At 71.3% G+C, this 14,429-nt stretch carries 11 protein-coding genes; 1 reads left to right on the top strand and 10 read right to left on the bottom strand.

All coding sequences use genetic code 11. The features are described 5' to 3' along the window. Nucleotides 1-200: 200 nt before the first annotated feature. The 6 genes from E1284_RS30335 to mshD form a co-directional block, all read right to left on the bottom strand. On the bottom strand, nt 201-992 hold the full coding sequence (locus tag E1284_RS30335; RefSeq protein ID WP_165965484.1) for an EfeM/EfeO family lipoprotein: 792 nt from the start codon (nt 990-992) through the stop codon (nt 201-203). Nucleotides 993-1,565: 573 nt separating this feature from the next. After that, a complete protein-coding gene (gene pstB / locus E1284_RS30330) occupies nt 1,566-2,342 on the bottom strand; it encodes a phosphate ABC transporter ATP-binding protein PstB (protein WP_131943583.1) in 777 nt (258 codons plus the stop codon). An 18-nt stretch (nt 2,343-2,360) separates the two neighbouring features. Then, nucleotides 2,361-3,272, bottom strand: coding sequence for a phosphate ABC transporter permease PstA (pstA, locus tag E1284_RS30325; RefSeq protein ID WP_243714837.1), 912 nt, complete (start codon nt 3,270-3,272; stop codon nt 2,361-2,363). After that, entirely contained in the window at nt 3,269-4,243 is a 975-nt protein-coding gene (pstC, locus tag E1284_RS30320; RefSeq protein ID WP_131943582.1) for a phosphate ABC transporter permease subunit PstC, read from the bottom strand. Before pstC ends, pstA begins: the two co-directional genes overlap by 4 nt. A 134-nt stretch (nt 4,244-4,377) precedes the next feature. Further along, entirely contained in the window at nt 4,378-5,481 is a 1,104-nt protein-coding gene (gene pstS / locus E1284_RS30315) for a phosphate ABC transporter substrate-binding protein PstS (RefSeq protein WP_131943581.1), read from the bottom strand. 299 nt (nt 5,482-5,780) lie between these two features. Then, nucleotides 5,781-6,647: a mycothiol synthase gene (gene mshD / locus E1284_RS30310; RefSeq protein ID WP_131943580.1), complete on the bottom strand. Its 867-nt coding sequence runs from the start codon at nt 6,645-6,647 to the stop codon at nt 5,781-5,783. 129 nt (nt 6,648-6,776) lie between these two features. Between mshD and E1284_RS30305 the strand changes: the two genes are divergently transcribed. After that, the gene (locus tag E1284_RS30305; protein ID WP_131943579.1) at nt 6,777-8,462 is read left to right on the top strand and encodes a bifunctional metallophosphatase/5'-nucleotidase; all 1,686 of its coding nucleotides are present in this window, start codon (nt 6,777-6,779) and stop codon (nt 8,460-8,462) included. 81 nt (nt 8,463-8,543) lie between these two features. Here E1284_RS30305 and E1284_RS30300 read toward each other — a convergent pair whose 3' ends face one another. The 4 genes from E1284_RS30300 to E1284_RS30285 all read right to left on the bottom strand — a co-directional run. Next, nucleotides 8,544-9,710: an inorganic phosphate transporter gene (locus tag E1284_RS30300; protein WP_131943578.1), complete on the bottom strand. Its 1,167-nt coding sequence runs from the start codon at nt 9,708-9,710 to the stop codon at nt 8,544-8,546. Further along, nucleotides 9,707-10,324 (bottom strand): DUF47 domain-containing protein, encoded by a 618-nt coding sequence (locus E1284_RS30295; RefSeq protein ID WP_131943577.1) that lies wholly within the window; start codon nt 10,322-10,324, stop codon nt 9,707-9,709. Before E1284_RS30295 ends, E1284_RS30300 begins: the two co-directional genes overlap by 4 nt. A gap of 419 nt (nt 10,325-10,743) precedes the next feature. Then, nucleotides 10,744-10,935: a hypothetical protein gene (locus tag E1284_RS30290; protein ID WP_163052579.1), complete on the bottom strand. Its 192-nt coding sequence runs from the start codon at nt 10,933-10,935 to the stop codon at nt 10,744-10,746. A 157-nt stretch (nt 10,936-11,092) separates the two neighbouring features. Further along, nucleotides 11,093-14,429: AAA family ATPase (locus E1284_RS30285; RefSeq protein WP_131943576.1), on the bottom strand; the 3,337-nt coding region annotated here is incomplete at its 5' end.

Below are 14,429 nucleotides of genomic sequence, written 5' to 3'. Positions count from 1 at the left end.
CCGGCCCGCCCCGGACGACCGCGCCCGCGACGCCGGCGACCGCCGCCCCGCGCAGAAACGCACGACGCCCCGGCCCGCTCACGCCCTCTGCCCTGTGTCTGCCAGTCCGCTTCCGACCGCGCCACGCCGGCGTCCGCCCCGGATGTCCCTCCGGAACCGTTCTGACGTCCGCTTTGGGGCCTCCATTGGAAGACCGGGGCTCATGGTCTTGTCCTGACCGCGGCGATGGTCGCGACCGATGACAGAAGTTCGACGAGTTCGCCGACGGTGCCGTTCATGCGTTCGCGTTCCACGGTGCTCAGCCGGTCCAGCGGCGTCCATTCGCCGTGCCGATGCTGTGCCCGCAGCAGGTGCGCAGTGCGGCCGAGCCAGGTGTCGATCTCGGCCAGGTCCATCCGGTCCTTGAGCAGCGGACGCAGGGAGCGGAGGACGGCACGAGCCCCATCGACGTTGGCGGCGGCGGTGGCGAGCACCGTCCCGCTGCCCTGGTCGGCCTTGCCCGTCAGCTCGGACTGGAGCGTGTTCTCAAGGATCTCGTGGGCGCGCAACCCGAGGTCGCCGGGGTCGATCTGCTCGTGCGGGAAGTCGCCCCGCAGAGACTCGACGTCAGCGGCGAGGCGGTCGGCGGGGGCGCGCAGGGATACCGCCGGCTCCCCGTGCCACAGCCCGTACTCCACCCGGTGGAACCCGGTGAAATCGGTATCGTGGACGCCTTTCGGCAAGCCCGCCGGGCGACCATCGATCTTGTCGGCGAAGTCGCCGAACGTTCCGTAGGCGGCGCCGAGCCGCTCGTAGGCGAGATGTGCGGGTAGCCATGCAGCGCGTGCCGCGGCCAGGTCGCCCGACCGGACGGCGTCGCGCAGCTCGTCCGTGCGGTCCTCCAGCGTCCCGAGCCCGTGAGAAACATAAGCGCGGTAGGCGCGCGAGGCCGGATACAAGTCGTTGCGCGTGATCGGTCGGACGCCGGGCGCTCCCCGTGCCGCGCCGGTCACGACGACGTCCGGCCCCTTGACGGGCGAGGCGTCCTCCGGTCGGCATGTGACCCTGTACGTTCCGGCTGCGAGGCTCATCCGCAGCGGGCGGGTCGTTCCCGGCCCTAGGCCCTCGAGTTCCGCGAAGACCGCCCCGCCCGAGACGACGGTGACATCGACCGCTGAGGAGTCGCCGTTGTGGACCAGCAGGGTCCGTGAACCGGCACGTGCCTGATTCCAGCCCTGCCCGCAATGCGCCCGCCCCGCCTGGACGGTCCCCGCGCCCGCGTCCGAACCCCGGCCGCACCCCGATAGCGCGGAGGCCGCAGTGATCAGACCCACCAGGACGCGGCGAGGTCTGCCCGCCATCCTGATCACCGCCTAGGCCGCCATTCACCTCTGAAGCCAACGGCACAATAGAACACTCAACGTCATCGTTCACTGACTCATGGTTGATCGGCGCGCCACTGCTGCAGGCGGTGCTGGTGCGGTGCGGTGGGACGGGGTCGAGTCGTTCGCTTGGGCATGGCGGCGGGCGCCTTGCCGGTGGTCATCGGAGGCGCTTGTGAGAGGGGACGGCGTAGGCCGTGTTCGTTAGCCGAAGCGGCCGGTGATGTAGTCCTCGGTGGCCTTCTGCTCTGGGTTGGCGAAGATCTTGCTGGTGTCGTCGATTTCGATGAGCTTGCCCGGTTTGCCGGTGCCGGCGATGTTGAAGAAGGCGGTGCGGTCGCTGACGCGCGCCGCCTGCTGCATGTTGTGGGTGACGATCACGATCGTGTACTGGGTCTTCAGCTTGTCGATCAGGTCCTCGATCGCGAGGGTGGAGATGGGGTCGAGGGCGGAGCAGGGCTCGTCCATCAGCAGGACCTGGGGCTGGACGGCGATGGCGCGGGCGATGCAGAGGCGCTGCTGCTGGCCGCCGGAGAGGCCGGCGCCGGGCTTGCCCAGGCGGTCCTTGACCTCGTTCCACAGGTTGGCGCCGCGCAGGGACTCCTCGACGATCTCGTCCAGGCGGGACTTGCGCCGGACGCCGTTCAGCTTGAGCCCGGCGGCGACGTTGTCGTAGATCGACATGGTGGGGAACGGGTTGGGGCGCTGGAAGACCATGCCGACGACGCGGCGCACCGCGACGGGGTCGACGGACGAGTCGTACAGGTCCTCGTCGTCCAGCATGACCTTGCCCTCGACGCGCGCGCCCGGGATGACCTCGTGCATCCGGTTCAGCGTGCGCAGGAAGGTCGACTTGCCGCAGCCCGACGGCCCGATGAACGCGGTCACCGAGCGCGGCTCGATGGTCATCGAGATGTCCTCGATGGCGTGGACGCCGCCGTAGTAGGCGTGCAGCCCGGAGACGTCGATCCGCTTGGCCATGGTTGTCCTTTCCGAGGGTCAGCGGCTCGTGGGCGCGGTGCGCCGGGCGACGAGGCGGGCGACCAGGTTGAGCAGCATGATGATCCCGATCAGCACGAGCGCGCCGGTCCAGGCGCGGTCGATCGAGTGCTGGCTCGGGTCGGCGGCCTGCTCCCAGATGAAGGTGGGCAGGGACGCCTGCGGTCCGTTGAACGGGTCGTTGTTGATCGCTTTGGTGAAGAAGATCGTGAGCAGCAGCGGCGCGGTCTCGCCCATGACGCGGGCGACGGCGAGCATCACGCCGGTCACCATCCCGGTCATCGCGGTGGGCAGGACGACGAAGCAGACCGTCCGCCAGCGGGGGACGCCGAGCGCGTAGGACGCCTCGCGCAGGTCGTTCGGGACGAGCTTCAGCATCTCCTCCGCGGACCTGACCACGGTCGGGATCATCAGGATCGTCAGCGACAGCGCCCCGGCGAACCCGGAGAAGTCGAACCCGAAGGTGAGCAGCCACAGCGCGAGCACGAACAGGCCCGCGACGATGGACGGGATGCCCGTCATCACGTCCACGGTGAAGCTGATGACCTTGCCGAGGCGCCCGTTGCCGGCGTACTCGACCAGGTAGATCGCGGTGAGGATGGACAGCGGGACGGCGATCGCGGTGGTGATCGCGACCTGCTCCAGGGTGCCGATGATGGCGTGGTAGGCGCCGCCGCCGGGGTCGCTGCCGCTGACCGCGTTCATCGAGAACTGGAAGAACGTCAGGTCGAGCCGCTTGGCGCCGTTGACGACGACCGTCCACAGCACCGACACCAGCGGGACGAGCGCGAACGCGAACGCCAGATAGACCAGCCCCTGGACGAGCCGGTCCTTGAACTTGCGGGCGGGCGACACCGAGGTCAGGCTCCCGCTCTTGCGGGGCGCGCCCGTGCCGGTGGAAACGGTGGTCACGCGAACTCCTTCCGGCGCGCGACGACCGCGCGGGCGGCCATGTTGACGACCAGGGTGATCACGAACAGCACGAGTCCGGAGGCGATCAGCGCGCCGCGCCCTGTGACGGACGCCTCGGCGAAGCTGTTGGCGATGTTCGCGGCGAACGTCGCGCCGCCGTTCTCCAGGATGTGCCAGTTGATGCCGGGCACGAACGTCAGCACCATCGCGACGGCGATCGTCTCGCCCATCGCGCGGCCGAGGCCGAGCATCGAGGCGCCGATCATGCCCGACCGCCCGTACGGCAGCACCGCCATCCGGATCATCTCCCAGCGGGTCGCGCCGATCGCCAGCGCCGCCTCCACGTTGGCGCGCGGGACCTGCAGGAACACCTCCCGGGAGATGGACGAGATGATCGGCAGGATCATGATCGCCAGCACCACCGAGGCGGTGAAGATCGAGTTCTTGCCGGGGCTGTCGCCGCCGAACAGCGGGATCCAGCCGAGCGCGCCGTTGAGGAAGGCGCTGATCCCCTCCATGTGCTGGGAGAGGAACGCGAGCCCCCACAGCCCGTACACGATGCTGGGGACGGCGGCGAGCAGGTCGACGACGTAGCCGAGCCCGGACGCCAGCCGGCGCGGCGAGTAGAACGAGATGAACAGCGCGATGCCGATCGCGACCGGGGTGGCGATGAGCATCGCGAGCAGCGACGAGATCACCGTGCCGAACGCGAGCTGGGCGATGCCGAACTCCGGCGGCGTCGCGTTCGGGTTCCATGTCTCGCTGGTGAGGAAGTTCGCCTTGTTGTCCTGAAGGGCCGGGACCGCCTTCCACACGAGGAACGCGGCGATCGCGGCGACGATCGCCAGCACGGTGATGCCGGAGCCGCGTGCCGCGCCGGCGAAGACGCGGTCTCCGGCCCGTCCGGTGCCCATCGGCGCGATGGCGCGCTCCCGGGCGGCCGCGTGGGCCCCGACGGTCTCGGTGGCCATGGGGGATCCTCCTTTGTTCGAACCCACTCCGGCCCCGACGCCGAGGTCGTCGGCGGCGGGGCTGGAGGTGCGGTCGCGTGCCGTCAGGACATGTCCTTAGAACAGAGCCTTCGGGACGGGGCCTAGGACGGGGCCTAGGCCAGGGCCTTCACGGACGCTTGGACCTTGGTGAGCACGCTCTGCGGCAGCGGCGCGTACCCGAGGTCGGTCAGGATCTTCTGGCCGTCCGCGCTGGAGGTGTAGGTGAGGAAGGACTTGACGAACCCGGCCTGCTCGGCAGGCAGCCCCTTCTCACAGGCGATCTCGTAGGTCACGAGGACGATCGGGTAGGCGCCCGGCTCCTTCGTCGCGTAGTCGATCTCCAGGGCGACGTCGTTGCCGGTGCCGGTGACCTTCGCCCCCGCGACGGCCTTGGACGCGCTCTCCGGCGACAGCTCGGTGTACTCGCCGGCGCCGTTCTTCACGTGCGCGGTCTGCAGCTTGTTGTTCGTCGCGTACGACATCTCCACGTAGGAGATCGAGCCCGCGGTGCTCTTCACCTGGCTGGTGACGCCGTCGGACTTGGCCGCGCCCTGGCCGGTGGAGTTCGGCCACTTCTTGGCCTTCTCCCACGTCCAGACGTCCGGCACGACGGTGTGCAGGTAGTTCGTGAAGTTGTCGGTGGTGCCGGACTCGTCGGACCGGTAGACCGGCTTGATGTCGGACGACGGGAGCTTGGCGCCCTCGTTCTCCTTGGCGATCGCCGGGTCGTTCCACTTGGTGATCTTGCCGGAGAAGATCTTGGCGATGCTCTCGGGGGACAGCTTCAGCCCGTCCACGCCCTGCACGTTGTAGACGACCGCGACCGGGCCGACGACCATCGGCAGGTTCAGCGCGCTGCCGCCCTCGCAGCGCTTCTGCGCGGCCGCGGCCTCCTCGGGCTTCAGCGCCGAGTCCGAGCCGGCGAACGACACCTGACCGCTGGTGAACGCCTGGATCCCGGCGCCGGAACCGCTCGGGTTGTAGTTCAGGTTGGCGCCCGCGCACTTGCTCGCGTAGAGCTTCGTCCACTCCTCGATCGCGTTCTTCTGCGCGCTCGACCCCGCCGCGTTGACGCTGGCCTTCGCGCAGTCGATGTCGCCGGCCGGCGCGCTGCTCGAGCTCGCCGTCGTGTTGTTGTCGCTCCCGCAGGCGGACAGGGCCAGCGCGCCCGCGACGACCACACCGCCCAGGGCGGCCAGTCGGGAACCGTTCTTCACCGGAGGGTCTCCTCTTAGTTTCGTCGGCCGGGTCCCCTCGTCGCGGTCTCGGCCGGACGTCGGTTCGCCGTCGAGTGCGACGCTAGGCAGGCGAGGTGACCAGCCGCCCCGCTCCGGGTGAACGGCAGATGAACGGAGCTGTGCACGACCACGAAGAATGCCCCGATTTGCCATGGACGCCGGGTTAACAGCGCAGCTCACGCGATCAAAAACCCGGTCGAGACAGGCTCAACCGGGTTTGAGAACGCCCGCACCGGGGCAGCGCCCCGCGGGGTCGGTCGGCAGGGCGGGTGACGGGGTCAGGCGTACATGACGTCTACGGCGTATCTGGTGAAGCCCAGGGACTCGTAGAGGCGGACGGCGGCGACGTTCGATTCGTCCACGTAGAGCATGATCTGGTCCATGCCGGTGTCGCGCAGGTGATGCAGACCCCGCAGCGTGAGGGTGCGGCCCAGGCCGAGGCCCTGCGCGTCGGGGTCGACGCCCACCACGTACACCTCGCCGATCTTGCCGGGGTGGACCTTCGTCCAGTGGAAGCCGGCGAGCCGCCCGTCGCGCTCGGCGAGGAAGAAGCCGGACGGGTCGAACCAGTCCTCGGCCTCCCGCTCGCGGACGTCGTCCATCGTCCAGGCGCCCTGCTCGGGGTGGTCGGCGAAGGCGCGGGCGTTGACGTCCAGCCACGCCCGCTCGTCCCGGCCGGGCTCGAAGGTGCGGAGGGACACCCCGTCGGGGACGCGCGTCTCCGGCAGCGGATCGGACGCCGGCCGCCGCAGCTGGAACAGCGCGCGGACCCGCGCCATCCCCTCCGAGCCGGCCAGTGCGGCGGCGGCCGGAAGGTCACCGTGCGCCCACACCCGCAGCGGGCCGCCCGCTTCGTCCCGCAAGGCCCGGAGCAGCGCGCGCCCGTGCCCGCGGCGCCGGTGATCCGGGTGGACGACCAGCTCCCCCGCCGCGGGTTCCGTCTCGCTCGCGGGGTCGAAGTGCGCGTAGGCCACGATCGCCCCGCCGTCGGAGACCGCCAGGCCGGGGCGCCCGCCGCGCAGCGCCAGCACGGCGTGCTCGGACAGCGGTCCGACCCCGTCGGACCGCTCGGCGGCGTCCGCCAGGGCCAGCGCCTCGGCGACCTCGTCCTTCCCCAGCGTCCCGCGCGCCCGCAGCTCACTCACGTCCGCAACCCTATGCGGCGAGGTGGGCGAATGATCGTCTGGGGCTCCTCCGGCGTCCTGGTTGATTCGTCACAAAAACGTCATCGTGTCGCCGGAATCCGTATGCCGGGCGAACCTACCGTCCACAGAATGACTCGACGACGCACCATCCTGGCCTGCGCCGCGGCGGGGCTGACGGTCATGGGCCTGGCCGCGCAACCCGCCGCCGCACGCCCCGCACCGACCGCGTCCGTGCGCCTGCTCGCCCTCAACGACTTCCACGGCAACCTGGAACCGCCGACCGGAAGCTCGGGCCGGGCGATCGACGAGAACGGCGACACCGTCCTCGCCGGCGGCGCCGCCTACATCGCGGCCCACCTGAAGCAGCTGCGGAACCGCGACACCCTCACCGTCGCCCAGGGCGACCTGATCGGCGCCTCGCCGCTGATCTCCGCCGCCTACCACGACGAGCCGTCCGTCCAGTTCATGGGGAACATCGGCGTGACGGCGTCGGCGGTCGGCAACCACGAGTTCGACGAGGGCTACCAGGAGCTGCTGCGCATCCAGAACGGCGGCTGCCACCCCGTCGACGGCTGCTCCCCCGAGGGCGAGTGGCGCGGCGCGAAGTTCGACTACCTCGCCGCCAACGTGCTGAAGGAGCGCGGCCACCGGGAACGCCCGATCCTGAAGCCGTGGACGATCCGGCGCATCAACGGCGTCCGCGTCGGGTTCATCGGCGTCGTCACCAAGACCACCCCGAGCATCGTGACCGCCGAGGGCATCAAGGGCCTGAGGTTCGACGACGAGGTCGCCGCCGCGAACCGGGCCGCGCGCGAGCTGAAGCGCCGGCACGTCCGCGCGATGGTGCTGCTCGTCCACGAGGGCGACCAGGTCCAGCCAGGCACCCGTCCCGACCAGTGCGGCATCATCCCCGGCGCCGGCTCGCGCATCGCGCAGGAGGCCGACCCCGAGATCGACATGGTCCTGTCGGGGCACACGCACCAGCAGTACATCTGCTCGGTGAAGGACCCGAACGGGCAGCCGCGCCTCTTCTCCTCCGGCTCGTCCTTCGGCCGCGTGATCACCCAGGTCGACCTCAAGGTGAACCGGCGGACCGGCGACATCGTCCGCTCGTCCGTGAAGGCCGACAACCACGTCGTCACCCGCGACATCGCACCCGACCCGGCGACGGAGAAGTTCGTCCAGACCTGGAAGGACCGCGTCGCGACCATCGCGGACAAGCCCATCGGCAAGATCACCGCGGACCTGACCCGCACGCCGTCGCCCGCGGGCGAGACCGCGCTGGGCGACGTGATCGCCGACGCCCAGCTCGCCGGCACGCAGGAACTCGGCGCGCAGGTCGCGCTGATGAACCCCGGCGGCGTCCGCACCGACCTCACCTACGCGGCGAGCGGCTCGGAGGGCGACGGCGTCGTCACCTACGGCGAGGCGTTCGCCGTCCAGCCGTTCAGCAACGTGATGGGCGTGACGTCCCTGACCGGCGCGCAGCTCGACGCCCTCCTGGAGCAGCAGTGGACGTCCGCGGGCGAGAAGATCCTCCAGCCGTCGGCGAACCTGCACTTCACGATCGACCGCTCGAAGCCCGTCGGCGACCGCGTCTCCGCCATCACGATCGACGGCGCGCCGGTGGACCCGGCCGCCGCCTACAAGGTCGCGGCGAACAACTTCCTCCTCGGCGGCGGTGACGGCTTCACCGTCTTCACCGAGGGCACCGGCCAGGTCCTCGGCGCCATCGACCTGGACACCTTCGTCGCCTACTTCAACGCCCAGGGCACCGTCAGCCCGCCCCCGCCGACCCGCATCTCCGGTCAGTGACCCCGATGGCCTGGTAATGGCGGAACGGCCCGCCGCCCCGAGAGGGACGGCGGGCCGTTCCGCCAGATCAGGCGGTTCGGTTCACGCGCCGAAGAAGTGGACGATGTAGTAGACCACCGCGGCGACCGCGGCGGCGGCGGGCATGGTGAGGACCCAGGCCACCAGGATGTTGCCGGCGACGCCCCAGCGGACCGCGGACAGGCGCTTGGTCGCGCCCGAGCCCATGATCGCCGAGGTGATCGTGTGGGTGGTGGAGATTGGAGCGTGCCAGATGAACGCGGTGGTGTAGAGGACGACGGAGGCCGTCGCTTCGGCCGCGAAGCCCTTCGGCGGATCGACCTCGATGACCTTGCGGCCGAGCGTGCGCATGATGCGCCAGCCGCCCGCGTACGTCCCGGCGGACAGCGCGCCCGCACAGACGATGACCACCCACCACGGCACCGTGCTGCCGTCCGCGTGCCCGGTGGTGACGAGCGCGAGGACGATGATGCCCATCGTCTTCTGCGCGTCCTGCAGGCCGTGGCCGAGTGCGAGGGACGCGGCGGACATGGTCTGCGCGATGCGGAACCGGCGGCCGACCCGGGACGGATTGGCGCGCCGGAAGATCCACAGGATCGCGACCATCACCAGGTACGCGAGGCAGAACCCCACGACCGGCGACGCGACCATGGGGATCGCGACCTTGTCGACGACCGTGGACCAGTTCACCGACGACAGCGACGCCAGCCCGGCGCCGACGACGCCGCCGATGAGGGCGTGCGAGGACGACGACGGCAGCCCGAAGTACCAGGTGATCAGGTTCCAGGTGATGGCGCCGAGCACGCCGGCGGCGACCACGGTGAGCCCGTGCAGGCCGTCCGGCGGGGTGATGACCTCGCTGACGGTCTTGGCGACGCCCACGCCGAGCAGGGCGCCGATCATGTTCATGGCGGCGGCCATGCCGAGTGCGACGCGCGGGGTCAGCGCGCGGGTGGAGACCGCCGTGGCGATCGCGTTGGCCGCGTCGTGGAAGCCGTTGGTGTAGTCGAAGACCAGCGCCACGACGATGACCAGGATGAGGACGGCCATCTGCGCGTCGGTCCGGAGACCGAGCGCGCCGCCGAGCATGACCAGCAGGATGCCGGCCAGCAGCAGCAGCCAGGCCCGGCCGGAGACCCGGCGCGTGGCCTGCTCCCCGAGGGAGGACGCATCGTCCTCCGGGGCCGGTTCCCGGGTGACGGTCACACCGGGATCCTTGGCTGCGCTCATGATTCCTTGACCGCGATGGTCTCGACCGTGTTGGCGACGTGCTCGAAGAAGTCCGCCGCGTCCTCCAGCCGGTCGATGATCTGCTTCAGCTTCAGCACCGTCAGCGTGTCGTACTCGCCGCTGAACAGGTGCGCCAGCAGCTTGCGGTAGATCTGGTCGCCCTGGTTCTCGAGCCGGTTGATCTCGATCCAGTACTCGTTGAGCTCCTTCATCGAGCGCAGCCGCGGCATGGCCTCGGCGGTCAGCTCGGCGGCGCGCTCCAGCACCTCGACCATGGCGACGATGCCCTTGGGAAACTCGTCGATCTTGTAGAGGACGACGAGGTCCGCGGCCTCCTCCATCTCGTCCATGACGTCGTCTATGGTCGACGCCAGCCGGTAGATGTCCTCGCGGTCGAAGGGCGTGATGAACGTTTCGTTCAACCGCCGCATGATCGCGTGGGTGCATTCATCGCCCGCATGCTCGCAGGCGCGCATCTTCTCCGCGATCGCCGCCCGGTCGGCGCCGTCGCTGATGAGTTCCACGAGCAGCCTGGCGCCGGTGACCAGGTTGTTCGCCGAGTCGGCGAACATGTCGTAGAAGCTGTCCTCACGCGGCGTGAGACGCAAGCGCACGTCGTTCTCCTGATGTGCTGGAACAGTCCGCAGAGGATCGTAGGCGCTACCCGCCGTAAATAGAACCTTTGCCCCAGCTTCGGCTGGTGTCACCCATCCTCTCACCTACAAGATTGCCCTAGATCACCAGGTACATACCCCTTGCAGGCTCCCCTATCTGGCGCAATGCCCCGCCGGTTCGGGCCTCCGGCGGCGTCCAGGGGCGGTCACCTGCGGCGGCGCGCCCGGCGGGACGTGATATTCGTTACACCACTGCGCGTGGCCGCACCCGTCGGCAGGGCTGCGGGCGTCCGGCAAGGCCCCGCAGGACGTCCGGCAGGTGCATGAGGAACCGCTGCACGAGGAACCGTTGTACGACGAACCGGGGACGCCCTGAATCGGCGTCCCCGGAACCTGCGAGCCCCGGAACCAGTACTGGACTAGTCCTGCGGTGTCAGCTCGCGACGACCGGCAGCGTCGGACCGTACCCCGAGCACCATGTCGATTTCCGCGACGGTCAGCGGCCGCTCCGCCGCCGCCACCGCACTGAGCATCTCGGCATAGAGTTCGATCTCGTCCAGCGCGACACGGTCGTGGACGCGCAGATCGAGATACTGGCGCACCGCGTCCACCTCCGTTCCTCCCCACACCCGGGTTCGAGGCTACGCTTCCCGCCCCGACGGGCACATGACCCAAGAGGGCCATTCGCGGACCACCTTGCCCACTGGTCTTCCCGGGTGGTGCCCATCTGATGCCACCGTCCCGCCCGCGCAGGGACGCGGCCCGGGATCAGCCGCCGGCCCGGAAGTCTCCGAGGAGCTGCTCCAGCGGCGTTTCAGGCAGGTCGCGGGCGGTGAGCCGGGCCACGGTCGCGGCGTTGACGTCGGCACCCGCCAGCCGGGCCGCCTGCCGCGCCACCGTCTGCTCGAACAGGGCGCGGACGGTCCGGGCGTAGGCGAACCGGGGGTCCTCGCGCATCGCGGCCAGCCGGGACAGCAACTCGACGCGCAGCTCCTCGTCCAGCATGTAGAGATCGCGTTCGGCGTAGCCCTGGAAGAGCCGCACCATGTCGCGGTCGCCCATCCCGGTGAACTCCAGGACCCGGCCGAACTCGGCGCGGAACGCGGGGTTGCCCGCGAGGAACCCCTCCATCTCCGCGGCGGGGCTGGAGCAGACGACGATGAACCGGCCCTCGCTCATGCGGCGCAGCAGTTCGGCGACGACGGCGGGCGTCCGGTCCAGCCGGTACGCCTCCTGGATGAGCAGCACCCCGCCGAGCGCCTGGTCGACCATGGCGGCGACCCGGTTGCGCGTGTCGACCTGGTCGCGTCCCGCCAGGTGGACGGGACGGCACGCCACCACATGCCCGGACCGCAGCAGCCCCAGCGCCGCGTAGATGCCGCCCACGAGCCCCGCCACGGTCGTCTTGCCGGTGCCGGGCGGGCCGGTGAAGACCAGATGCCGGGCGTCCTGCGCGGACACCCCGTACCGCGCCCGGTCGGCGGCGAGCGCCGCCTCGTCGGCCAGTTCCCGGACCGCCGCCTTGACGTCGTCCAGCCCGGTGAGGTGGTCGAGCCGCCGCAGGTAGCCGCCGATGTCGCCGGGCGGGCGCAGCGCCGGCTCGATGCCCTCCGCGACGCCGGCGAGGTCGTCGGGGGTGAGGACGAGCCGGTCGTGGGACGCCCCGGCGCGCTCCATGTTCCGCTGCGCCGCCTGGTCCAGGTACGCCTCGACGAGCCGGGCGTTGACCAGGTCGCCGGGCCCGCGGAGCCGCTCCAGGTCCGCCCGGACGGTCTCCAGCGCGGCCGCGCCGATCGTGACGCGCCGCTCGTCGGCCAGCAGGTGCAGCAGCGTCATCCGGTTGTCGAGGTCACTGAAGTCGGGCAGCCGGTGCACGCGGAACGCCTGCACGAGCTTCGGATGCTCCTGCAGCAGCCGCCGATACGCGCGCGGCTCGCACGTCGCGATCACCGGCGTCGTGTTCACCGGGTCGCGGCGGGCGCGGCGCACCGCCCCGACGACGGCGCCCGGATCGGCCGCGTCGTTGATCGCGACGTCCAGCCGCTCGAACAGGATCACCGGGCCGGGCTGGGCGAGGATCTGCCCGATCCGCTCCGGCGGCGCGTTCCGGACGTCCTCGGCGTCGTGCGCGCGGATCGACCCGTCGCCGAGGCCCGCGTTGGCCAGCGTCAGCGCGATCATCCGGGACAGCCGGCGCTGCCCCGAGTGCGGGTCGCCGACCAGCAGCACGCCGGGCAGGCCCGACTTGATCGCGCTGGGCGCGCCATCCACCCGCGTCGCCTCGACCTGGTCGCCGCTCGGCGCGTTCCACTCCTCGGCCTGCGCGCGGACGTCGGCGAGCAGGACGGACGCGTCGTGCTCCCCGTAGAGGAAACCGAACCCGAACCGCTCCAGGACGCGGCGGGTGCTGCGGTCGCTGGGCGGCGGGATCTCGTCGACGGGACGCTCCGGGGACGGCGTGTCGTCCAGGAAGTCGAAGTCGCCGACCATCGTCTTGGACATGACCCTCGTCCCGGGCGGGTTCCCGCCCGCGCCGCCCGCGCCTGCCGGAACGGGCCGCGGCTGCCCGGCGGGGTCGTCCTCCACGTCTCCCGGGCCGAGGATGCGTGTGCTGGGCGGCTGGTCGGGCGGCGGGCCCTGGCGGGACGGGCCGGGCTGCGCAGGCTGCCGGCCGCCTTCGACGCGGGTCGAGTACGCGTCGAATGACGTCGGCATCGGGTCGGCCGGGCTCTGCTGAGGCACCGGCTCCGCGGGCGCGGGCTGGTTCGACGCCACGGGCCGATTCGGCGGCGGCTGAACGGAGGGCTGGACGGGCGGCCGCGGCGGGGCGGCGCCGGCCGGCTGGTAGCCGAGCTGCGTGTAGGGCGGCACGAAGTCCTCGTCCGCCTCCTCCTCGGGCGGCGAGAAGCCGCCGAGCTGCGGCTCCGGCTGCGGAGCCGGCGCCTGGTCGGCCTGCACGGGCGCGGGCGGAGGCGGCGCCGGGCTCTGCATCGGCGCCGGGGACTGCATGGGGGCCGGCTGCGGCGAGGCGGCGGGGCGCTGGAAACCCAGTTCGGTGTAGGGCGGCGCGGCGCTCGCCTCGTCGTCCTCGCCGGAGGAACCGCTGATGACCGGGTCCGGCGGGGCGAACGCGGCCTGCTGGCCGGGCCCCGGCATCTGGTGCTGCGCCTGCGCGGCGGCCGGGCCGGGCGCGTTCTCCCATCCCGGCTGCGCGGGCGGCTGCACGAACGGCCGGTCGGGCTCGGACGGCGTCCCCTGCGGCTGCGGCGGCGTCCCCGGCGCGAGACCGGGCTGGCTCTGCATGCCGAACGGGGCCGGCTGCGCGGGCGCCGGGTTCGGCGGCGGCGTCGGCGTCGGCACCGGGGACGCGGCGGTGGCGCGGGCGCGGTTGCGGCCGACGATCCCGGCGATGATCGCGGTCGGGACGGGGAAGCCGCGCGGCCGCGCGGGCATCCCGCCGAGCCGGCACCAGGCCAGGTCGACCTCGTACATCGCGGCCAGCAGCGACTCGGCGCCCGGCCCGGACCCGGCCGCCGACCGCAGCGGCTCGGGAAGGCGCATGTCCTCGGGCCAGAGCCGGCGCAGCGGATGCCCTTTCTGCTCCGCCACCGCCTGCACCGTGTACCGGATCTCCGGATCGAGCCAGGGCACGATCGTGCCCACCATGTCCTTGCGGACGACGTTCAGATCGGCGGCGAGCAGCGCGGCGGCCACCAGGCGGGGCTCCAGGTAGGCCGGGTCCACCGGATCACCCGACAGCTCCGCTATCAGCTCGCTGAGCGTGTAGAAGGCGTGCCTGAAGTTGTCCCCCGGCGAGCTCTCGTTCCGCAGCGAGGGAACCAGGTTCGGTGGGCACCGGGTAAGCCACTGCTGGACGATCGCCTGGTCCCCGTAGGGCAGCGCCCCGTAGTCGACGGTCGGGTTGGCGAGCGTGGTGCCGAGGATCGCGAGCAGCGCGTCCGCCCGCACCTGGAACCGGACGTCCTCGCGGAGCGCGCTGGCGACGGCCCACATCGTCCTCAGGATGACGACGGCCGCGTCCACCCGGCTCGCCCGCAGCCGCTCGGCGTAGAGCGCGACGAGCGACTCGAGGGTGGGCGGGGTG

It is taken from the genome of Actinomadura bangladeshensis, from assembly GCF_004348335.1.
Classification (GTDB): domain Bacteria; phylum Actinomycetota; class Actinomycetes; order Streptosporangiales; family Streptosporangiaceae; genus Spirillospora; species Spirillospora bangladeshensis.
The sequence above is the reverse complement of the archived record's forward strand: the minus strand, read 5'-3'. Positions and strand labels throughout refer to the sequence as shown.

What these genes read in the sequence shown, in the direction of transcription:
- pstC (WP_131943582.1), bottom strand. Translation starts at nt 4,243, where the DNA reads ATGGCCACCGAGACCGTCGGGGCCCACGCGGCCGCCCGGGAGCGCGCC.
- pstB (WP_131943583.1), bottom strand. Translation starts at nt 2,342, where the DNA reads ATGGCCAAGCGGATCGACGTCTCCGGGCTGCACGCCTACTACGGCGGC.
- E1284_RS30305 (WP_131943579.1), top strand. Translation starts at nt 6,777, where the DNA reads ATGACTCGACGACGCACCATCCTGGCCTGCGCCGCGGCGGGGCTGACG.
- E1284_RS30300 (WP_131943578.1), bottom strand. Translation starts at nt 9,710, where the DNA reads ATGAGCGCAGCCAAGGATCCCGGTGTGACCGTCACCCGGGAACCGGCC.